At 70.4% G+C, this 22,023-nt stretch carries 14 protein-coding genes and 3 pseudogenes; 4 read left to right on the top strand and 13 right to left on the bottom strand.

Annotated features, from left to right (window positions below; translation table 11 throughout):
• Positions 1–58 precede the first annotated feature (58 nt).
• A complete protein-coding gene (locus ACFYXM_RS12135; RefSeq protein WP_389288912.1) occupies positions 59–1,696 on the top strand; it encodes an ABC-F family ATP-binding cassette domain-containing protein in 1,638 nt (545 codons plus the stop codon).
• A gap of 197 nt (positions 1,697–1,893) precedes the next feature.
• Here ACFYXM_RS12135 and ACFYXM_RS12130 read toward each other — a convergent pair whose 3' ends face one another.
• From ACFYXM_RS12130 to ACFYXM_RS12095, 8 genes are all read right to left on the bottom strand, one after another.
• A complete protein-coding gene (locus tag ACFYXM_RS12130; RefSeq protein WP_389288911.1) occupies positions 1,894–2,448 on the bottom strand; it encodes a GNAT family N-acetyltransferase in 555 nt (184 codons plus the stop codon).
• A 149-nt stretch (positions 2,449–2,597) separates the two neighbouring features.
• The gene (locus ACFYXM_RS12125) at positions 2,598–3,674 is read right to left on the bottom strand and encodes a ferritin-like protein (protein WP_389288910.1); all 1,077 of its coding nucleotides are present in this window, start codon (positions 3,672–3,674) and stop codon (positions 2,598–2,600) included.
• Positions 3,604–4,632 carry a RimK family alpha-L-glutamate ligase gene (locus ACFYXM_RS12120; RefSeq protein ID WP_389288909.1) on the bottom strand — a complete coding sequence of 343 codons (1,029 nt, stop codon included), beginning with the start codon at positions 4,630–4,632 and terminating at the stop codon, positions 3,604–3,606. Before ACFYXM_RS12120 ends, ACFYXM_RS12125 begins: the two co-directional genes overlap by 71 nt.
• On the bottom strand, positions 4,626–5,378 hold the full coding sequence (locus ACFYXM_RS12115; protein ID WP_389288908.1) for a hypothetical protein: 753 nt from the start codon (positions 5,376–5,378) through the stop codon (positions 4,626–4,628). Before ACFYXM_RS12115 ends, ACFYXM_RS12120 begins: the two co-directional genes overlap by 7 nt.
• 15 nt (positions 5,379–5,393) lie before the next feature.
• Positions 5,394–6,380, bottom strand: coding sequence for a hypothetical protein (locus ACFYXM_RS12110; RefSeq protein WP_389288907.1), 987 nt, complete (start codon positions 6,378–6,380; stop codon positions 5,394–5,396).
• A 2-nt stretch (positions 6,381–6,382) separates the two neighbouring features.
• Positions 6,383–10,144, bottom strand: coding sequence for a hypothetical protein (locus ACFYXM_RS12105; protein ID WP_389288906.1), 3,762 nt, complete (start codon positions 10,142–10,144; stop codon positions 6,383–6,385).
• Positions 10,145–10,154: 10 nt separating this feature from the next.
• Entirely contained in the window at positions 10,155–13,730 is a 3,576-nt protein-coding gene (locus tag ACFYXM_RS12100; protein WP_389288905.1) for a hypothetical protein, read from the bottom strand.
• A gap of 27 nt (positions 13,731–13,757) precedes the next feature.
• The gene (locus ACFYXM_RS12095) at positions 13,758–14,336 is read right to left on the bottom strand and encodes an N-acetylmuramoyl-L-alanine amidase (RefSeq protein ID WP_389288904.1); all 579 of its coding nucleotides are present in this window, start codon (positions 14,334–14,336) and stop codon (positions 13,758–13,760) included.
• Between the two features lie 721 nt (positions 14,337–15,057).
• On the opposite strand from ACFYXM_RS12095, the gene ACFYXM_RS12090 reads away from it, so the two are divergent.
• The gene (locus ACFYXM_RS12090; protein ID WP_389288903.1) at positions 15,058–16,290 is read left to right on the top strand and encodes a neprosin family prolyl endopeptidase; all 1,233 of its coding nucleotides are present in this window, start codon (positions 15,058–15,060) and stop codon (positions 16,288–16,290) included.
• Here ACFYXM_RS12090 and ACFYXM_RS12085 read toward each other — a convergent pair.
• Positions 16,251–16,481, bottom strand: coding sequence for a hypothetical protein (locus ACFYXM_RS12085; protein WP_389288902.1), 231 nt, complete (start codon positions 16,479–16,481; stop codon positions 16,251–16,253). The two genes, ACFYXM_RS12090 and ACFYXM_RS12085, sit on opposite strands and share 40 nt — an antisense overlap.
• A 428-nt stretch (positions 16,482–16,909) precedes the next feature.
• Between ACFYXM_RS12085 and ACFYXM_RS12080 the strand changes: the two genes are divergently transcribed.
• Positions 16,910–18,079 (top strand): trypsin-like serine peptidase, encoded by a 1,170-nt coding sequence (locus tag ACFYXM_RS12080; protein ID WP_389288901.1) that lies wholly within the window; start codon positions 16,910–16,912, stop codon positions 18,077–18,079.
• Between the two features lie 560 nt (positions 18,080–18,639).
• Positions 18,640–19,416 carry a S1 family peptidase gene (locus tag ACFYXM_RS12075; RefSeq protein WP_389288900.1) on the top strand — a complete coding sequence of 259 codons (777 nt, stop codon included), beginning with the start codon at positions 18,640–18,642 and terminating at the stop codon, positions 19,414–19,416.
• Positions 19,417–19,571: 155 nt separating this feature from the next.
• On the opposite strand, the pseudogene ACFYXM_RS12070 reads toward ACFYXM_RS12075, so the two are convergent.
• The 4 genes and pseudogenes from ACFYXM_RS12070 to ACFYXM_RS12055 all read right to left on the bottom strand — a co-directional run.
• Positions 19,572–19,772, bottom strand: a pseudogene (locus ACFYXM_RS12070) (DapH/DapD/GlmU-related protein); the annotation flags it as partial.
• A 135-nt stretch (positions 19,773–19,907) separates the two neighbouring features.
• Positions 19,908–20,894: a LysR family transcriptional regulator gene (locus tag ACFYXM_RS12065; protein WP_389288899.1), complete on the bottom strand. Its 987-nt coding sequence runs from the start codon at positions 20,892–20,894 to the stop codon at positions 19,908–19,910.
• A gap of 341 nt (positions 20,895–21,235) precedes the next feature.
• Positions 21,236–21,742: pseudogene (locus tag ACFYXM_RS12060) on the bottom strand (phosphotransferase); the annotation flags it as partial.
• Positions 21,696–21,854: pseudogene (locus ACFYXM_RS12055) on the bottom strand (IS481 family transposase); the annotation flags it as partial. The pseudogenes ACFYXM_RS12055 and ACFYXM_RS12060, both read right to left, overlap by 47 nt.
• Between the last annotated feature and the right edge of the window lie 169 nt (positions 21,855–22,023).

Genomic DNA, 22,023 nt, shown 5'->3' with positions numbered 1-22,023 from the left:
CCGCGTCCGAGGGGTGTCCCCCGGCGGGCCGAACACCAACCACGTCAGGTGGATCACTGTGTCCCAACCCGCCCTGCTCGCACACGACATCGTCCGTACGCTCGGGGACAGGCGCGTCCTCGACGGTGTGTCGCTCACCGCCTCCCCCGGCCGCCGCATCGGCCTGATCGGGGAGAACGGTGCCGGAAAATCGACGCTGCTGCGACTGCTCGCCGGGGTCGACGAGCCCGACGCCGGGAGCATCACGCGCCCGGCCGACCTGGGCTTCCTGCACCAGGAGATGCCGTTCGACGCCACGTCGACGGTCGCCGAGGTGCTGGACGACGCCCTGCGCGAGGCCCGCGCAGACCTGGCCGAGCTCGACCGCCTCGCCGATCTGCTCGCGCACGTCCCGGAGGACTCCCCCGGCCACGACGAACTGCTCGACGCCTACGGCCGACGGCTGGAACAGGCCCGGGAACGCGAGTCCTGGGACGCCGACCGGCGTGCCACGATCACGCTCGACGGGCTCGGCCTCGCCGCCCTCGATCACGACCGGACCCTCGGCACCCTCTCGGGCGGGCAGCGCAGTCGCCTGGCGCTGGCCGCCCTGCTGGTCCGCCGTCCCTCCGCGCTGCTGCTCGACGAGCCGACCAACCATCTCGACGACGGAGCCGCCGCGTTCCTGGAGGCGCGGGTGCGCGAACTGCCCGGGGTCGTGATGGTGGCCAGCCACGACCGGGCCTTCCTCGACGCCGTGTGCACGGATCTGATCGACCTCGACCCGGCGGTGGACGGCCCTGTGCGGTACGGCGGCAACTACAGCGCCTTCCAGGCGGAGAAGCACGCCGAGCGGCAACGCTGGGAACGGCGGTATGCGGAAGAACAGGAGGAACTGGCGGCACTGCGCCGGTCGACACGGGTGACCGCCCGCCTCGTCGCCCCGAACCGGGAGCGGCGGGACAACGAGAAGATGATGTACGGCCTCCGGGGCGATCGGGTGCAGGGCCAGATCTCGCGGCGGGTGCGCAACGCCGCCCGCAGGCTGGAGGAGTTGGAGCGCGGGCAGGTCGGTGAGCCGCCGCGACCGCTGCGCTTCCACGTCACCGTACTCGCCCAGGGGCCGACGGACGACGACACCCCCAGCGATCTCGTGAGCCTGCGCGACGTGCGCCTGCCGGGTCGGCTGGAGGTCGCTCGGCTGGACGTGTCGGCGACCGAACGCCTCCTCGTCACCGGCGGCAACGGGGCGGGGAAGTCGACGCTCCTGTCCGTACTCGCCGGACGGCTCGCGGCCGGGAGCGCGGGCGGGGTGCGACGACGACCAGGGCTGTCCGTGGGGCTGCTGTCCCAGGACACCGTGTTCGCGCGGCCCGACCGCACCGTGCGCGATACCTACGCGCTCTCGCTCGGCGCCGAACGGGCGGAGGAGGTCCCGCTGGTGTCATTGGGGCTGATGCACGAGCCGGACCTGGAGAAACCGGTCGGGCAACTGTCGGTCGGCCAGCGGCGTCGGCTCGCGCTGGCACTGCTGGTGGCGAGTCCTCCGGAACTGCTGCTGCTCGACGAGCCCACGAACCACCTGTCCCCGCGCCTGTGCGACGAGTTGGAGGACGCCCTGGGCACCGGGCCCGGGGCGATCGTCCTGGCCAGTCACGACCGCTGGCTGCGGAGGCGCTGGCAGGGCCGCGAGTTCCGGCTGCGCCCGGCTCGGTGACCGCGCCCGGCGCCGTGACCGCCCGGGGCGCGGTGAGTGCCCGGCACGGTGAACGCGAGGCAGGGTGAGAGCGCGGCGTGGTGAGCGGGGGCACGGTGACCAGCTTCGTGGGCGTGCCCGCGGTGGCCGTACCGACCGGGGTGGACGACCGTACCGGTCGGTGGGTCGCTCCACGGGCACGGGCAGGTCGACGGGCCCTACCGGTCGCACCGGCGGAGCGCGTGACGATAACGGAGTTCGGTGAGAGTGACGTCGTCGTACACGTCGTCCTGGGTCCCGCCGTCGGCCCGGTAGCCGGATCGTTCGTAGAAGCGGCGGGCCCGTCGGTTGGCTTCGAGGACCCACAGGACGACGGTCCGGAACCCCTGACCCCGCTCGTCGAGCCCCATGAGCGCATGGGCCTCTGCGAGCAGGGCCCGGCCGGCTCCGCGGCCGATCAGATCGGGTCGGACGTAGAGGGCGTAGATCTCACCGGCCTCCTCCTCCCACCCGCTCGCCTCCTCCCGCCCCGCGGCGGACGACCGCCCCCGGTACGGACCGAAGCAGATCCACCCCACGGGTACGTCGGCGGCGTCGACCGCGACGAGATCCGTCGACCGCCGCCGCGGGCGGGCGAACCACTTCCGCCGCTGTTCGGCGTCGTCCTCCACCGTCATCGCGTCCAGACGGGTGCGGGGAACGATGCCCGCGTACGCGTGCTGCCAGCCCCGTACCCGTATCGCGGCGACGGCGTCGATATCGGCTTCGTTCATCTCTCGCACCGGGAACATCGCGCCACCGTAGGCGCAGAGCCCCCTCGTCGAGAACCGCTTTCGCGCACCGCGTTCTCGACCCGACCGGAACGGGTGCTGCATCAACCGGGTGAAATGCCATACGACTGGCACGAATGACGGGGCAGCCCTTATGGGGCGACGTAGCGGAACTCCGGTCCGTAGGTCTGTCCGCTTCCGTCGGGAAGCGGTCTGCGCATCAGACTCTGTGCGGGTTCCTGAAGCGTGAACATGCGGGACACCGCGTTGTTGAGCAACTCCTTCGCCTGGGCGGGAACGTCCTGCTGCCAAGCCTGTTCCAGGAGGCGCAGCATGGCGCTGTAGGAGTGGTTGAAGGTGTCAAGGAGCTCCGTCGTCCCGGCGTCCGCCGCGGCGGGGCCCTCCCGTGGCCAGCCCCCGCGCGGCACGATGCCCATGGGCAGGGTGCGGGGCATCGGTATCTCCGGTCCCTCGAAGGCCCACCTCGGCGGGTCGTCCGACACCTTCACCAGCTCGCGGCCGTGGTAGATCTCGCGGAAGACGTAGAAATGGGCGAGTTCGCCGCGCTCCCCGGGATGGGGGTTCTCGGGTGATGCCGAAGTGCCCTCGCCCTGCTCCTTGATGACCCCGATCGCCGACTCGACGGCGCCGAGCGTGGTGAGGGGCACCACGCTGTTGCCCGAACCGTGGTGCTCCATGTTCCTGGTCAGCTGTCGGAATCCTCGGATCAGCTCGGGATGGGCGCGGAAGGCGTCCAGGATCGCCGTGTAGAAGGCTCCGATCGACGTGTGCGCCGCGACGCCCGCGTTCACGACCGGGTCGTCCGGTTCCTCGATCTGCGCGTACATCTCCAGCGACGCCTTTGTCAGTCCGCCGAGGGTGACGGTGAGTCCGGGCCGTACGCCCCCGGGCAGCGGGCCCGGATACGTCGGCACCACCGTCTCGTCGGCCAGGCGGGGAGTTCCGCCGATCGTGGTGAGCAGGTTGCAGGCGAGTCCCAGGTGGGACATCTCGTCGAAGACGACGACACGCAGGGCGTCGGGGACACGCTCGTCGCCGCCCGTGTCGTCGATCGACCACAGGCCGCACAGATATGGGGGGAGGGTGGCGAGTTCCAGGAGAATCGCCTGCTGGGTCGCCTCCTTCAGCCAGTCGGCGTCACGCTGTTCGGCGGAACGGTCCATCAACTCGACGATCCGGTTGCTCTTCGCGTTGAGATAGGTGCTCATCAGAGACCTCCTCGGGGATGTGTGGGTGGGCGGGCGTGGACGGCCCGCGCCCGAGTGCGTGGGCTATCGCCTGTGAGATGGGCTGACCGGTGTGGTCCTCGTAGTAGCTGAAGGCCGGACTCGGGTTGACCTCGAAGCAGTGGACGTCGCCGTCGTCGGCGAGGACCAGGTCGATCCCGGCGAGCGCCAGACCGAGCCGGGTGACGAGGTCCGTGCACCGCCGTGCCAGGTCCTCGGGCAGGTCCCACGGGGTGAGTTCGACCCGGCCGCCGTACCGGCCGGCGTAGCGGTAGTCCACCCGGTCGCTGTCGATGCGGGTGGCGAACGGCTCGCCGGCCACCATGTGTACCCGGACGTCGACGCCGGGTACGTAGCGCTGGAACTGCACGGGGCACGACCTGATGAGCGGCAGCCGGTCGACGGCCTCGTCGTCCAGGAGGTGCACGATCGACCGCACCGCACTGATCGACTTGTAGATCACCCGGCCGTGGCGGGCCCGGAAGGCCAGGGCGAGGTCCGGGTCGTCGGTGACCAGGGTCTCCGGGACCCGGAAGCCGGCCTGGCGGATCAGCTGGGCCTGGTAGGGCTTGGACCCGTTCGTCGCCGTCGCGGAGGAGCGGTTCATCACGCATCCCGGCGCGATCCCGATCCAGCTGTCGAGGGTCTCGTGCCATATCTGGCAGTGCCGCAGGGTCTCCGGGTCGGCCTCGCGCATCCCGGGCAGCAGCCGCCAGTCCATCAGCCGCGTGTAGATGCCGGTCACGGTGGAGCACGGGACGGTCCGGCCGTCGCACCGCAGCCGGCCGAGCACCTTGGTCCCCTCGACCTCGATGTCGAGGGAAGTGTCCATGAAGCGGCGTTGGTGCAGCACGGCGTACGGCAGACCCTGGCCGCGCAGCGCGTCGGTGACCAGTGCGATCGGCCGCTCGCTCGCGATGCCGCCGACGACGATCACCACGGCCTCGCCGGTAGCCGGGTCAGGTACGCGTGCAGGCGGGCGACGAAAGTGGGGCCCGCGATCCGCAGATCGGGCAGGAGCGTCGCCCCGGCGAAACGCGCGCCGTGCCGGTCGCCGACCTCCAGGCCGACGCCCAGGAGGTCGGCACCGGCCGCCCGCGCGAGCCGCCGGCACGCCGGGACGAGGTCGGGGACCGCCTCGCCGCCGAAGACGTGCTCGCCGAGCACCACCACGGTGCGGGCCGCCGCCTTCCCGGCCGCCGCCGGGCTCTCACCGGAGGCCGCCGCCGGGCTCTCACCGGACAGCCGCAGCGGTGCCACCGGCAGCCCCGCCCCGGCCGCGAGCACGTTCCACTCGGCGGGGGACCGCCAGGCGCCGGACAGGCCCAGTGGGCTGGGGCGATTGACGGTGACGGGAGCGAGGCACTGGAGCCAGCTCAGCACGAGCGCGCTCATCTCCGCCATGGCGTAGCAGGTGTCGACCGCCGAGGCGAAGACCAGATGTTCGACGGGCGCGTACGTGAGCCGGTTGACCACGCCATCGACGTCGTCGCTCGCGAGGGTGCGACCGTCGGGAAGCGTCGTCTCGAAGCTCGCCCGGCCCTCCTCGATGCGGTGCGCGGACCGCACCGAGCGTGTCAGCATCTCGGAGTCGACGAGCTCGACCGGGTCCAGACCGTTTTCCCTCAGCCCCGTGCGCACCCAGCGCGCCGCCTGGTCCTCGGGGTCGCACAGCACCAGCCACATGCCGGCCTCCGCCGTCTAGGGTTCCTGGTCCTCGTGGGCCAGGGCGCTGGTCGACAGGTCGGGACGCAGCTCGGGCGGGATGAAGTGGACGTGCGAGGAGTCCGTGCTCGCCCAGGCCGGGACCGGGCCGACCGGCCTGGGGAAGGGGCCCGGCACCATCATGAGCTCGTGCGGCGTGTCCTTGTGCTCCTTGTCCTTGCCCTCCTTGCCGTCCTTGTCCTTCGTCTCCTTGCCGTCCTTGCTCTCCTTCTCGATCTTCTCGGAGCGTGTGAGGTGGAGCGTCTTCTCCTCCTCGTCGCGGGCGTTGCACTTCAGGACGAAGTCGGTGGAGAGGCGCGCCGGCCCACCGAACGGCGGGTGGGTAATGGGAGCGACCTTGATGACGAGGTGCCCGCATGCGTTCGGCGGGATGGTCGGCGTCACCTCGTCCAGAGTGAAGCCGACCCCCATGTCGGTGCCCGCCGCGTTGGTCAGGTTCAGGGGGCCGGGGCCGACATTGCCGATGTCGACCCTGATGTCCGCCATCGGCGCTCCCGACGGAGCCCTCCGTTCGTGGGACCGTTCCATGGATATCCGCGGCTGAAGGGTGTCCTCTTCGAGATCCGACACCACCCACACGAAGGAGAGCTCCTTCGGCGCGTTGTTCGTGATCCGCACGTGCCAGGGTCGGTCGGCCGACTTGAAGATGTCCAGTTTCACCAGGAACACGTCCCGCGGTTGGCGGCTGCAGCTTGCGGTGCCCACCTCGAACAGCGTCTCGTCGTGGATCGATATCTCTTCCGGGGAGCGCGGTACCACGGCGAACTCGCCCAACTCGGTGCGCAGTTCAATGGTGGGGGCCGCCTCGCCGGGCGGCGCGCAGTCCGGCCCCACGGCAATGAGGCGAAGGAACATGCCCGACGCCTGTACGCCTACGTGGAAGGCCATCGGGTCGCTGGTGGCGTCGGAGGCGAGCCGGAGCGGGCCCGCCGCCGGCAGCATCTGGAATACCGGGGCAGCCATTGTCACCACACTCCAAGCGGAACGATGTCGGCGTAGACCAGCCGTCCTGTCCCCTCGACCGCTGATCCGGCCTCGCTCGTGGCAGGGGGATGCGTCTCGAATTCCTGGACGACGACGCGCTGGGGCAGGTCGCCGGTGTCGGGAAGGTCCAGGTCGCACACCTGCCCCAGGGCGCCGGAGGTGCGGAAGACCGTGGTCCAGCCCGCGCTGCCGCGCCCGCCGGCGTCCCGTACCTGCAGTTCGGTGCGGACGATGTTCGGCCGGGGGCCGGAGGGGCCGAGGCCGTCGACGGCCACGGTGCCGTGGCCCGGCGTCCGTGTGACGACAAGGCGGCGGTGGGGCGGGAGTTGCACGGGCTCCGTCTGGACCGAGGGCGACAGCGACGGGACTCCTGCGACGGTGTGGGACTGGTAGCGGGCCAGTGCCAGGCGCACGAACGGGAAGTAGGAGGACGTGACGAGCGGAGACAGGTCGATGTCGGCGAACCAGCGGTCTGCCTGCTCGTCGAACTGGGCGGAGTACGCGATCAGGTCCACCGAGCGCTGCAGTTCCGGCAGCTCTGCCCGGTCGCCGCCCTGCGGGGCGTCGACATGGGCCTCGGTCAGGATCGCCGGCGGGGCACCGGTGTCCCAGATCGGATCGCGCCCCGCGATGCTGATGTACTTCAGTACGTCGGCGGGGGCTGCGGGGCCGGGCCAGGTGAGGACGGCCAGGGCCTCGTCGGTCCCGGAGGCGTACCAGGGCCGTTCGAGGAGGACGCGCAGCCCGCCGCCGTAGCGCCATCGGGTGAGAGACCGTTGCCCGTCGTTCGTCTGGGTCCAGCGGAACGTCGGCACGGTGTACAGAAGCTTCGGCGCGGGTGGACGGGCCGAGCTCGGTACATCGGTGACGCCCAGGACTCCGTGGGCGAGGCATGCCTCGGGATCCATGGCCGTGGCGCGGGCGAAGCAGTCCTGGAAGCGCGAGACCGCGGTCACGTCGTACGTGACGCGCCGGCGGCGGGTGTCGCCGAACTCCTGGCGGATCGTGGGGAACGCCTCGTGTTGCGGGGCCCGCTGGACGTCGTACGAGCCGACGAATGCCGTCCGCTTCCGTGGCTCCGGCTTCGCCGGCGGAAGATCCTCGTGGTCGGTCCACTCGGCGCGCAGGTCGAGCCGCCCGGTACTGGCGATGTGGATCTTCAGATCGCCGGTGAGGAGGACGGTGCTGGTGTCCCCGGCGTTCCGGTCGGCGGTCAGCCACCCCGTGGGGTCCGACCGCGGCCGCTGCACGGCATGGACCAGGGTGACGGTCCGCGGAGGTGTGACGAGGCGATTGTGGCCCTGGGTGATGTGCTGGAACTCCGGCGTGCTCGGATCGCTGGGGTCGATGCCCAGCCAGGCGACGATGCCGAACAGCTGGACGTTTCGGTCCCCCGGACACGACGGGATGTCGAACGTCACCTCTTCGGCGGGCCCGAGTGCGACCGTGAAGACACGGTGGTCCGGGGACCGGGTGATGGTGCAGCCCGAAGGAGCGTCCACCAGACGCAGGGCGATCGGATCGTACGTCGGCCAGGTGCCCTTCCAGACCGCGGTCCTCTTGTCCCCGACGATCGTTCCCTCCTTCCCCGTGTCCGGGTCGACAGGCCGGGGCCGGGGGTTCAGGGCGATGTGCGAGCCGGCCGGGTCGGGCAGCCACGGCAGGACGACGCCCGTCTCGGGGAGGAAGACGTACGGAGCCGCGATACCGGAAGCGGCTTCGGCTCCCACGACTTCTGCCCCAGGGATTTGGGACACCTCGCGGTCGGCCCGTTTGGCGACCTCGAAGAACTCCTTCACCTTCGCGACCGGCATGTCGGGGCCGAGAGCGGCGTCGAACGTACGGTCGTGCTGGATGGCCAGTTCCAGCGAGCACTTGGGGGCCAGCAGGTGGCGCAGATCGAAGGCGCGATGCCCGTGCGCGGCCGCGTAATCGCCTACCGACACGCCGCGGTCGCTGCGGATCACCATCCGGTTCAGGGTCTCGCCGTCGGCCAGCACACGGGTCGGCACCAGCTCCGGTGGCAGCAGTGGCTCGAAGCGGTGGTGCGTGAAGAGCTCCGACTGCTCCTCCTCGGGCCCGGCCTCCTCGGAGCGTGGTCCGCCGCCGGCGAGGTCGGCGAGCCGGACCCGTAGCCGGTAGTCACGGCCGAACCGCAGCCGCGGCAACGACCCCGGGTCGCACTCGACGACCGCCTCGAAGGGCGGAGGGTCGGTCGGCGCGGCCATCGCGTCGCCCGTGTCGACGACCCGCTCCGGCCGTTCCGTCACCTGACTCCAGCCGTCCCATCTCGCCACGGCCTGGTGGATGTACAGCGCGTCCTGCGCTCCGGCCCCGGTGACCGCGGAATCGGGACGCACGTACCCCTCCTCCAGCAGGCCACGGCGGCCGCCACCCGACGACTCCTGACCGATCGGCACCCCGCCGATCGTGTAACGCACCCGCCTGCGGCACAGCGAGTACCACTGCTCGGCCGTCACGTCGTAGATGTCCATCCGATAGCCGCCCAGCAACGAATCCGCTGTCAGCGGCAGGGTGGTGAGGCCGTCGGCCGTGGCCCGTTGCTGCGCCCGCTGCAGCTGCTTGCGATGCTCCGCCTCACGGTCCCGCTCCACGAGGGCGAAGCCCATCGAGTGCAGGGCGGGCAGCGCGCCGACGTCGGTCGAGTCCTCCGACGGCGCCCGGGCGCGGTCCGACTGGGCGGCGCCGACCATCCGCAGGGCGGCCCCGTCCACGTCGAAGGGCATCACCTCGTACCGCGGATTGGCGGACGGCGCCACACCGGCACCGGCCAGGGGCAGCATGCCCCGCTTGTACTCGGTGGCCCCCGGTCGCGTCAGCGAGGCGGCAACGAAGCGGTTCCCGTCCAGGACGTAGGCGGTCCTCGGCGACAGGTCGTCCTGCGCGGCACCGGTCCAGCCGGTCGGCGGGGAGCTGTCGGGGTCCGGCCATCGCGGGACGACCCGCAGTTCCTTGACGTCTCCCTCGGCCAGCTGGGCGGCCGGGACCGCCAGGTCGATCAGCAGCCCGAGCGCGCGCAGCAGCATCGGGTGGTCGGCGAGCCGGGCGACGATGTCGTGGAAGTCGTGCGCGGTCTCCTTCGTGGGTGTCGGCACCGTGAAGGAGGCCTCGTCACGGCGGTAGAAGGCGTACGCCTCGGCGATCGCCGACCGGTGTGCGGACGGGTCCGCCGTCGCGCCGTCCAGCGGGCCGAGAGCCGTCTGCCACATCGCCGCGACCCGGCCCAGCGCCTCCCGCAGCTCGGGGTCGGCCTCCGGGACCCTGCCGTCGTACTCCAGGTGCGTGCCGGCCGTGGCCGTGTACGCGTCGCGCACCTCCGTGGCGGCCTCGGAGGCGGGGAACTCGCGGACGTCGCGTCCTGCGTAGGAGGTCGGCCCGTACGGGCGTACCGGCGTTTCGCCCGTGAACAGCGCCTGCCACGCGGACAATTGCTGCGTCGTCGAGAACGTGACCTCCTTCTGCTCGGGCGTGACATGGGGGACCCCGTAGGAGGTGACGATCTGTGTGCCGCGGAAGACGTCGAACCGCACCGCGGACAGCCGCTGCGGCCAGGTCTGCATCCCGAAGTCCGACAGCTTCCTGTTCCCGTCCGGCCCGAGCAGTCGGGGTGTCAGCAGCACGGACAGCAGCGCCATCGGAGCGGAGTGACCGGACACCGGCCCGACCCGCCCGGCCGGGATCGGGGTCCAGACGAACTGTCGCTGCGCATCGGTCACCGGCATGGGTCACTCCTCACGCGAAGGCCTGGCAGTACGTCTGCCACGGGAACGACTCGCCCCGGGGGCCCAGCGCGGCCTCGACGGACGAGGCCTGCGGCGCCGCGGACGCGTCCGACAGGGCCCGCTCCGGAGCGGGCGCGAGGCTGGGGCCCTTGAAACTCTTGTGGCATTCGAGCGTCACGGAGGTGGACCAGAAGGTGAGGTCCACGCTGATGACGAGCCGGGCGGAGCCGTGCAGCTCGTTGAGCTCCACGCTGTAGGTGAGGCTGAGCATCAGCTCCACCGACACCCTGATCAGCCCCAGCACCGACACGCTGCCACCGATCCGCAGGTAGCCGGTGATCTCGATGTCGCCGCCCTTCTTGACGAAGACGACACCGCCGAAGACGTGTACCTCGCCGGCCGCGACGCCGAAGTTCATGGCGACACTGGCACCGAACTCTATGCCGCCGACGAAGCGTTGCAGCCCTCCCTCGGGTTCCCCGGCGCTCACGCCGAGCTCCAGGTATCCGCCGCCGCCGAACCCGCAGACCGTCACCAGGAACGGCCGTTCCCGCGTGGCGAAGGAGAAGTCGATCTCGATGGGCCGGTTCTCCAGTGACAGGGTGAGGCCGATGTCGATGGCGAGGTTCTGGAGGGTGAAGACCCCCATGCCGAGCGTGGGTACGGCGATCGCGTACGTCGCCCTGATCCGTACCGCCGATATCTCGATGCGCGGCCCACCGCGCCCGGCCTGCGGGATCTTCTCCGCCAGCGTCCTGACGAAGTTCAGCTTCCCCGCGAGCCGGGCGTCCGCCAGGTCGAAGGTGAGTGTGGGACGCTCGCCGGAGTTGGCGGTGAAACGCACCTTGTCGAAGGTGAGGACGACCAGGGCGGCGTCGCGTTCGGGGATCTCCAGGGTGAAGTCCGTGACCTCGCCCGTCGTCCGCAGATCGGGCCGGTTGCCGACGAGTTTCGAGACCACTTCCAGGAACACCGAGGACGTGGGGGTCTTCGGATGGAACGGCTCCACGGCCGTCGACAGTTTCTCCCGCCACGTCAGCTTCGCGGACGGCGCGCCGACCACGTCGGACCACGTGATCTCCGGGCGCGAGGTGATGACGGAGACGATGCGGCGGAGCGGGACCACCCCGAAGAGCTTGGAGTCCTCCGTGAACAGGTCCTTCGGCCGGGGCGGGAAGGGGCCGCCGGCGATCGGACCGGCCATGCGCGCGATCTCGGTGACGGCCATGTTCGGGGCCGCCACCATCCCCGTGCGCGCGCCCGCCGCGGCGAAGTCGAGCACCTTCGGCTGCAGCAGGGCGAGCATCACGTCGGGCGGCCGGTCACCCGCGGCGGTCTGCAGAAAGGCCTTCGAGAACTCGGCCGGCACCGTCGGCGTGGACCCGAGCAACTGGCGTACCGCCGGCAGGGCCACCTCCATCCGGGTCACCCGGGGGTGGAAGCCGACCCCGTTCGCTGCCAGGGCCGTGCCGACGCCGCCGAAGGACATCGACCGCACCTCCTGCACCGCGCCCTCGAGGGGGCGGGTCGCCGACTCCATGGCGAGGGCGATCCTGCGTCCGACGTCCCGCGTGGGGCGCCCGGTGTCGCGTTGGATTCCCGACCGCGGCCCGCGCGCGTACTCCGCGTCGAGGGCCGAGGCGTTGGACGTGCCGGTCGCCGTGTCCGACACGAACAGCATCGGCAGCTGGAAGTCGACGACCTCCCGGTCCGCCCGCGCCCGTACGGTGAACTCGACGGTCGCCCCGGACCGGGTGGGCCAGAACGCCTTGCTGGGCAGCCATGTCGGCTCGTCCAGTTCCGTCAGCTGCCGTGGCTCGACGGAGATCTCCTGGAACGGGAACGCCCGCTCGTGCGGGCCGCCCCGGCCGATGCCATAGCGGCGCGTCGGCTCGGTCACGATCAGGGCGCGCTTCTTGCGCAGCGCCGCCACGACGGACGGCGACGACTCGAACCGTCGCTCCGTCATCTCGACGTACGCGGCGCGGTGCCCGAAGGGGAAGAGAGCACCGCGGGTGAGAACCCGGACGTAGTAGTCCCGTCCCATGGCGGACTGGTGGGCCCAGTCCAGCGTCGGCCACGAGGCCGAGGCGGAGAACCAGGCGCCGTAGGCGCTCAGGATCAGCCGGTCGACCGCCACGTACTGATCCGGGTACTGGACCCCGAGCGCGGCGATCGTCGCCACGTGGTGTCCCAGCGGGGTCGCCAGGCCCGGCTCGTCCGCGAGGGCCTTGACGGGCTTCACCTGCAGGGGCTCGGCGCTGTCGGGGACCCGTACGCGGCTGTGCCACAGTTCGGTGGTGCCGTCCTCGCCGACGACGGGCAGGGCGTGGTGTGCGCATCGGGCGCCGTTCGGCAGCCCGAGCAGCAGACGCCAGGGCAGTTCGAGCCGGGTGCCTTCCTGCCCTGCGGTCTCCGGCGCGGTGTCCAGGGGCAGGCGCGCCATCGCGCTCAGTACGCCGTCGACGGTGAGCGGCACGACCTCCTGCCCGAGGGCGAACGCGAGACATGACGGCCCCGCGATGCGTGCCTGGCTGTCCGATCCGGAGTCCGCCACCGTCTCGGTGATGTGCTGCGGCGGGAGCTCCACGATCAGCCGGGCGCCCGCGTGTTCGGCGGAGACCTCCACCACACCGTCGGAGCGGGCCCGTTCCCGCAGCCCGGTGCCCCGGACGGTCAGCGCGACGAGGTCCTGGGGGCGCAGCGCGTGGTAGCCCTGCGGGTCGGCCCAGATGTCGATCAGCTCCCACGCCGACCAGGCGCGGTCGAACCGACGGTGCACCAGCGCAGTGCCGGCCCACACGGCGAACACGTCGGTCCGCCCGGCCTCTTCGGAGACCGCGGCCAGGTGCGTGGCACCGTCGGCGCCGGTCGACAGGTCCCCGCCCAGGTCCTCCCAGTCCGACGGCTCCGTCCACGTGCTGTGCCACAGCCCCGTGGCGCCGGCCGCGAAGAGGCCGTGGTCGGTCCCGGCGAAGCGGAGCGGCACCGGCCCGTCCTCGGGGAAGAGGGCGAACTCGTCCCAGTCGGCCGACCAGCCGTCGGAGAAACGCCGCCGCATGATGATTCGCCGCTGCGCGTCCGCCACGAGCAGGTCGAACCGACCGGGCGCGACGCAGACGGCCTGGAGCGGGCCGGAGGCGTACGGACCGGCGCGGAGCACGGTCCTTGCGCCGTTCAGCCGCCAGTGCGTGATCTCCCGGTCACCGTCGTGGAAGAGCACGTGCAGGTCGTCGGGTCCGGCCGCCGCCACCGCGTACCCGGACGCCGCGGAGTTCGACGTCAGCGGGCCGCGCGATGTCCACGGCGTCCAGCCGTCCTCCGCGAGGCTCCTGTGCCGCACCTCGCGCCCGCCGCCGAGGGCGAGGAGCTCGATCCGGCCCGGTCCGGACCGCGTCGCGGTCAGCCAGCCGGAGCCCGTCGGCGTACCGGGGAACGTCCAGGGGCGGCCGAGCGAGTGCCACGCGCCCCACTCTCCGTCGAAGGTCTTGTGCCACACGCCGCCGTCGTCGTCGCCGACGAAGACGTCGAGTCGGCCCGGTGCGGGGGAGCAGGCGGCGAGTGCCGTCACGGTGGCGTTTCGCATGGGCGTCACCTCGTGCCGACGCGGTCGCTACAGCGTCTGGTACGCAGGCGACGCGGGTGCCGACGCTCCCGTCGCCTGTGTTCCGGACGGAGCGAAGGCGAATGAGGGCGGGGCCTCCAGCAGGCGGCGGGAATGGTCCCGCACGCGATTGATGTAGTGGTCCCACGGGAAGTACGGGCCCGGGTCGGTGTGGTTGTTCCCCGGCACGTTGTAGTGACCGCCGAGCCCCTTGAACCAGCCGCGGGTGCCCGGGGCGAGCGGCACCTCGATCGGAATGTCGTAGACGTTGCACAGATACGCGGACAGCTCCGCCGAGGAGTCCAGCATCTCCTCGGTCCAGTCGGCCGGACCGGTGGCGCCGGGGTAGCCGTACTCATGCTCGATGCCGAAGTAGACGCCGTTCCCGGCCTTGCAGTGCCAGGCCTGGTAATTGCCGTCCCGTGGGCCGGCGGTGTCGGGGTCGGGCAGCGGAACCATCTGGACCCGGCGCCCGTCCCTGGCGACGACGAAGTGCGCCGAGACCCGGGACACCGGGTCCTGGAACCAGCTGACGGCTCCGTCGTAACTGCCGGCGGTGTAGTGGACGACAATGCCCTGGGGGACCATCGGACTCCCCCCGGAACGATGTGGACTGTTCTTGTAGCCCACACTGGGCCGCCTCATACCGGACAGATTCATGTGCATGCGCAGGCCGGCCGATGGCACCTCACCATCCGTTTCCAGCACATGCGTCGTGACCTCTCCACAGGTCGGGCAGGTCAATTGCACCGTTTCGCTCGTCATTTCCGCCTCCCGGGGCTGAGGGCCCGGTTCGGCCCTGCGCTTTTCGGGCGCTCGTCACCCGGCCACGGGATCGGCCGACGGACGGGCCCGGCTCACAGGGAAGGAAGAGAACGGTCTTCGTGCCGGCCGCAGGGGCCCGTGACCGGACAACTATTCGGACGTGTCGGGCGATTCCGTTCCGAATGGGTCTGTCTGGTTCCATCCTCATACACGTAGCGACACGCCTCAAATCGGTCCGCTCGCGATGCGGGACGGCGTCCGCCACACGCCGGGACGTCCGCCACGTGCTGGGATCAGACGATGACGAACGGTGGCCTCGTCGCGAAGCACAGTAGGGCGGTTCCCCCGAACGTCGGGGTGACACGGCGAGTGTCACGCACCCCGGCCCTCCCGGCGGTCCGCCGAGATGCCCGGCATCGGGCCGCGCAGTACGCTGGGCGCACAGGCACTGTGCGCCCAGCGAACGGGTGAACCGGCAGGCGCGGGGCGCAGGAATGGGCACCGCACGAGGCGCGGGCCGATACGCCGAACAGGACGTGCCACCATGACTGTTCGTACAGCTCTCCCCGTTTTCTCCGACTTCGTCGATTCGCTGTACACCGCCGAATTCGAAACGTACCGATCCCGTCCTGACACCGCGATGCGGGACGCCGAGGCATTCGAAGAAGCGCGCCGCTATCTGATCGAGCGGAACGCCGGACTGGACGCGGTGCACTCCTTCGCGGAATCCGACGGCGACATCGTCGACTGCGTACCGGCCGAGCGGCAGCCGGGCTTGGCCAGAACCGGGGGCAAGCCGCTGCCGACGCCCGATGCGCCACCCGAACCCCAGAAGTACGCGGATCCCCCGGCTTTCGTCACCGAACCGCCGCAGTCGCCGCCACCGCAGTTGAGGCCCGGCCGTCGGGACCGCTACGGCAATCAGATGCTGTGCCCGGAGGGCACCGTCCCCGTACTGCGGCTCACCCTTGAACGGCTCGTCAGGTTCCCCACACTGGACGACTTCCTGCGCGGCGGCCTGCAAGTACGGCGCGACGAGGAGGGTGCGGCACACCCGTTCGGGAAGATCTGGGGCAACGCGTATGACAGACGCGACAACCAGGGCGGCTCCAGCGGGATCAACGTGTGGGCTCCGCTGGTGTTCGGCGTCGAGTCCTCGGCATCGCAGCAGTGGTACACGTCGGGCGCCAGCTCAAGCCCCTTCCAGTCCGTGGAGTGCGGCTACCGGCTGGGGCCGCCCTTCGACAACAAACCGCGGCTGTTCGTGTTCTACACACCGGACAGCTACACCTCCGTCTGCTACAACGACTGGCATCCCGGAACGTGGGTGTACCGAACGGGCGCCTCGCACGTCCTCGGTACGGCGCTCATGGCTTCCCAGCCCGGTGCGCCCGTGCAGTACCGCATGGGCTTCTTCCTGACCGGCGGCGCGTGGTGGTTCAGCATCGGCGGCGACTGGATCGGCTACTACCCGGCCACTCTGTTCGGCTCCGGCATGCTGGCGAACAAGGCGGCCAGTGCCGGTTTCGGCGGCGAGGTGGGCGGGGTCGGGACGGCGTTCCCCTCGATGGGCTCGGGGGAGAAGCCGCCCGCGGGCTACGGCCACGCCGCCTACCAGCACGACGTCATCACCGCCCTGCCCACGGGAGCGGAGTCGGCCGACCTGGCGCCTGAGCCCACCTCCGAGAACTGCTACGGCCTCGAAGTGACGAACCACTCCGGTTCGTCGTGGGGCAGTTACCTCTTCTTCGGTGGCCCGGGCGGACTCAACTGCTGAGCCGCGGTCTCCGCGTCGCCGGGCGGCACGGCCCCCGATACCGAACGGCCCTGGTCGGCCACGGGGTACGTACCCGGCTTCCGGGCGGTCCCGCACACGGGCTCGTCCTGCCCGAAGAACCAGTCCAGGTCGTCGGCGCACAGCGGTACCCCGTCGATGTCCGCTCCGAAGAACTTAGGGGTCGCGCGCATAGGTGGGGCGGACCTCGCCGAGCAGGACGCGCAGCCGGTCCTGGGGGACCCGCCGGTCCAACCAACCAAGGACGGCGGCCCAAAGGCGACCGACCGAAGGAAGGTCGCCAGGTGGTCCGGGCCAGGCCGACGACGGTCCCGAATCCCCCGGCCCGACGCGTTTGCCGCATCCGGTTCGACACCGGCCCGTACCGTACGTACGGCCTTATCGTGCCATTTTCCGCCTCTGTACGAGACATCCGGCTGTTTCGCCTGACAGGTGATCCGTGCTGCTCACGGGCGGCTCCCCGCGCCCCCGCATGCTTCCGCCGCCCCGGGCACGGCGGCGTGATCTCTTCGGGCGCTCTTCCGCCGCCCCGGGTGCCCGGCGACGATCAACGAAGCGGGGGCGACGAATCGTACCCCCGTTTCCGACAAAGGGGGGATACATGACAACACGCACGAGGTCACGGACGGTTTCGCGTAGGAGAAGCAAGCTGCTGCTGGGAGTTCTGGCGGCGGCGTCCCTGGCGATCGGCGGCCTGACGGCCGTCCCGGCCTCCGCCCAGGCCCTCGACGGCGCGGCGCGGACGGACACCAGCACGAGCACCGGCGCGGGCACGAGGCTCGCGTCGACCGAGCACGCGACCGGTGTGGACACCCCGGACGAGGCCCGGAAGGTGGAGCGATTCCACGCCATGTCCCGGTTACCGAAGGCCACCGCCGCCGACCAGGCCAAGTGGCTGCCGAGGCCCGATCCGGCCGCGTCGGCGCACAGCCGGGCCCAGGCACCCACGGGCCCGCCCGGCTCCGTCCCGCCCGCCGCACCCGCCGCGTCGGCGCGTGGGTGGGCGAAGGGCCTGCCGAAGGCCATGGTGAAGGAGGTCGAGAAGGAGTTCGGGAAGGAGCTGGCGGCCGACCTCCCGCTGATCCGTACCGTGGGCAAGGTCGAGTACACCAACCCCCTCGACCCCAAGAAGACGTACCAGTGCTCGGGCGCCTCCATCAACAGCCCGTCGAAGATGATGGTGGCGACCGCGGGCCACTGCGTCGCCATCGGGGGCAGCGGCCACGGCGGCGACCCGTCGGACCGGGTGTGGATGAAGAACTGGGTCTTCATGCCCGCCTACAACACCGGCGGCCAGGAGGCCCCCTACGGCAAGTTCACCGCCAAGTACTTCCGCGCCTTCGACTACTGGCTCGACGGCGGCGGTCGCCCCTACGACTTCGCGCTGGTCACCGTGAACCTCAACCAGCAGGGCCAGCGAGTGGTCGACGCGGTCGGCGGCAACGGCCTGTCCTGGAACTACACGTTCTACGAGGACCTCCTCATGGTGGGCTACCCGCTGAACCACGGCGCCGGTTACACCCAGGACCAGTTCGCCGGCCGCACGACGACCTCCACCGTCGACTCAGCCGTGATCATGATGGAGGCGGCCGGATTCAACGAAGGGGGCAGCGGGGGCCCCTGGCTGCGGAAGTACGACCCCGTGACCGGCCTGGGGAACATCAACGGGGTGACCAGCTACATCCACAACGGCACCAGCAACAACAACGACAGTCCGCACTTCGACGGCGACATGAAGTGGCTGTGGGACGAGCAGGGGTCCCGCACGTAGGTCACGAGCCTGAACGAGGTGCCCGGCGTGCGCGCCGCCGTACGCCGGGCACCCTGATGTTTCTTTCCGGGCCCCGTCGCTCCTCCCGGCGTACGGGACCGCGGTCACCCGTCGTACAGGACGCCCATGCCTGTGCTCCGAACTCGCCCACCACGCCGTGCGACCGGCTCATCGCCGCGCACCACTCGGCCTTGTTGCGGGCGGCGGTCCGGACCAGGAGCTGCTTGGAAGTCGTCACAAGTGTGGATCACGACAATTCCGGTCTGGCCTGTCGACCCCGTGCGCGTGCCGGGACACGCCGCCATCGGGCCTGCCCCGGAGCCGGCGGCCCATGGCTGTTACACAGCTGAGTGAATGCCCTGATGTGTCTGACACGGTGTCGAGACCCGTCGGAAGGGCTTCCGGCCCAGGATCGGGACCGGAAGGGACGGCCGGGTGCCGGTCCCGTACGAGCCCGCCGGGGCGGTGCCCGGTGGCATACGAAAGTGGGGGTCTTCTTGCGCAAGTCAATGAGCCGACAGGCGGTCACTGCCCTCGCGGGCGCCTGTGCGTTCGGAATCGTGGGTACCGCCGCGCCATCCGCCTCGGCGATCGTAGGCGGAGATCCGGTCGCGGACGGCAAGCGGCCCTTCGTCGTGCAGATCGAACAACAGGATGACGACGGGGCGTGGTCGCACTTCTGCGGTGGAGCTCTCATCGACAGCCGGGTCGTCGCCACGGCGGCGCACTGCGCGAAGGTCGTCGTGCAGGGCAAGGTCAAGATCCGGCTCGTCATGGGGCGGGCCGATTCGAGTACGCCCGGGGGAACGGTGGTGACCGATGCTCACTTCTCCGTCTACAGCCACCCCGAATTCTCGACACTGACCAACACGGACCTGGGCCTCATCGTGCTCGACAAGCCCGCCGACCAGGCGAGTGCGGCCCTTGCCCCCTTGCGAACGAAGCTGCAGCCGGGTCGCCTCGTGCACGCCGCCGGCTGGGGGCGTACCGACCTCGCCGATCCGGAAAAGCCGTCACGCCTGCGCGAAGCGAGGCTTCCCGTCACCGAGTTCGACACCGAAGGAGGCATTTGGGACAAGCAGTTCATCTGCGCGGGCACGGCGGCAACGCGGGTCGCGCCCGGCGACAGCGGCGGGCCGCTGTTCGATCCGAACGCATCCGGCTCCGACAAGGCTGTCGTGTACGGACTGGTGACCGGGGAAACGAACACCTGCCAGGGGCTGTTCACGAACCTGGCCGACCCGGCGATCTGGAAGCCGTTCCGGAAACCGCTCGCTTCCCATGGGCTCTCGCACGTCGTCCCGACCAACGCCGCCCATCCCGCCGAAGCAGCCTGAATCCGCACACCATCCAGTCGGTGAAGCCTCCAGGAGGTCGTTTCCACCGACTGCTGGGATGAGCAGGCCGGCCGGAACCCGAGCCGGGGCCGGTCGGCCGGTCGGTAGGCGGCTCGGCCGAAGACCTTGGGTGCGGTGCGTCCCCGGAGAGGTCGTCACCACCGTCGGTGCACGGTTGCCTTGGTGCCGGTCACCAGGCTTGCCGGCGGAACGTCATCGGCCACGACCGCACCGGCGGCGACCACGGCATCACGGCCGATGCCGACACCGGGCAGGATCGTGGCACCGGCGCCGATCCACACGTTCTCCGCCACGTCGATGGGCGCGCCCGTGAGGTACAGCCGCCGCCCTCTCGGCCATGGCCTGGAACTCGGCGCTGTGAATGCGCATGAGACGGTCGCTGGACATGCCACGCCCCTTTGCTCGCTGTACCCGTGACTGGACAGGACTCACAAGGTGTTGGTGGAGGCTGCCGTCGGCAGCCGGTCGAGTCACCCCTGTCGGGGCTGGACCCCGTGAGAATTCGCGATCTCGCTGTCGACGCGCTGTGGCGTCGTCGCCCAGGACGGGAGCCAGACCGCCTCGGCAAGCCTCGGCAGGGTTCCGAGGTGGGCGATGATCCGACGGAGTTCCGGATGCGGATTCGTTCTGGGGAGGATGAGCGAGAGCGGGTATGCGAGGGTCGGATTCACGACAGGGATGCGGCGCAGGTCGTGGTTCGTCGGCCAGATGTACCGGTCGCGTGCGCCGACGAGGGTGGCCACGTCCGACGAGTCCGCGAGGGTGTCCAGGAGCACTTCGTCCCCGAAGTGCGGGCCTGCCGCGTCGATGCGCAGGTCGAAGTCGGCGGCGAGCTGATCGTAGAAGTCCGCCCATTCGCTTCGGGGGGCGATACCCGGCACCCAGATCCGGTGCTTGCGCAGCTGCGGTGGCGTCAGTCTTCGTGCGGAGGCGAGCGGATGTCTCGGGCCGACGAGAAGTTCCAGCGGGGAGTCGAAAGCGTGGATCATCTGCACGTCGGGCGGCAGTGCGGCCGGGTCGGTGACGGTACGGAACGAGGCGTCGATATCGCCCGCTTCGACGGCGGCGACCGCCACGCGTGGGTCGTCGACCCTGAGGGTCACCACGTCGAGATCGGTTTCGGGATGCGACCGCCAATAGTCGTGCAGAACAACGGCCTGCGCGCTTCGCAGTCCGAGAACGTCGATCCGCAGGGCCCGGGAGCCCGGCCTCACTGCGGTGACGGCACGGTCGACACCCGCGACGATGCTCCGCGCGTGAGGAAGAAACGCCTGACCATCGAGCGTCAGCTCAACCCCTCGGGCGGTACGTGCGAACAGACGGACTTCCAGCTCGCGCTCCAGCGAAGCAATCCGCTTGGAGACTGCCTGCTGTGTCACGCCCAGCTCATCGGCCGCATGCTGGAATTGTCCGAACTCGGCTGCCCGGACGAACGATCGCAATGCCTCGGTGTCCACTGCTTCACCTTAGGCGCGCCCAACCAACCGTTGTGACTCGCCAAGGATCGGTTGTGGAATGACGCTCCAGCGTGGCTGTTGTGTTTCAGGCATCCAAACCGTCGGTTGTCGCGAGGAGCCTTGTGCACTGCCGTACCCGCCCCGTCGCGGATGTTGCCGCGGAGCTGGGCTCTCGCACCACCACATCGAAATGAGTGAACCGCTACCGCCGCTATGGCAAGCCCCCGGAGGATCTCTCGGGCGTGAATGTCGATGCACCGGCCTTCGCCGGTCGCCGCTGCCCGGTGAAGGCCATGGGTGCCCGTATTGCTCCGGCGGTCTGCTCGGGCCTCTCGATCACCGGCCGTTGCGATGAGGCGTCGCAGTGCGGCGTGAGCGGGTGGGCCCCAGGTTGCCTTGCCGCCGGGGCGGCCATGGACACCGGCCTCTCCGATGTGGATGCCCACAAGGGCACGCTGCACCGCAACGCCGCGGGCGCGGCGCAGGGTCACGGCGTCCGGGGTCGGCTGGTAGGCGTCATAGAAGCGGTCGGCGGCACCGTCCGGCAGCAGGCTCCAGGCGGCGGCAAGGTCCCAGGCCGGATCGCCCGCGCAGAGGTCGCCGAAGTCGATCACGCCGCAGAAGGAGCCGTCCGCGGTGAGGATGTTGGCCGAATGCAGGTCGCCGTGGAGCCACAGTGCCGGGCCCGCCCAGTCGGGTGCGGCGGTTGCGTCTTCCCAGATGGCGCGGACGGCATCCGGGTCGGGGATCAGCCCCGTCTCGGTGGCCGAGGCGAGTGGCTCGGTGAACTGCTCGGTGGAGTCAGCCAGTGGCCCCCCTGAGGTTGGGGACGCGGCTGGCGGGTGGTGTGCCTTTCAGTGCGGTGTGTCCGCGGTGGTGATGGTAGGTGTGCAGCCATTGCGGGAAGGCGTCGCGTCGTTCGGCTTCTGAGCTGTAGGGGCGTGTGTAGGCCCATTCGTCGAAGGCCCTCACCCGTTCAAGATCCCTCAGCCGAGACCTGCATCACCGTCCACAACCTCCCGGGACAGAACACCTAGTACTGCAACCGCATCTGGGGTGACGGGTGGCGCTGTTCGTCGTTGTTGTGACTGTGTGCTGATGAGCTGACGGTCGAGCAGGTCGAGTCGTG

The sequence above is a fragment of the Streptomyces sp. NPDC002476 genome, from assembly GCF_042889785.1.
GTDB lineage: Bacteria > Actinomycetota > Actinomycetes > Streptomycetales > Streptomycetaceae > Streptomyces.
The sequence above is the reverse complement of the archived record's forward strand: the minus strand, read 5'-3'. Positions and strand labels throughout refer to the sequence as shown.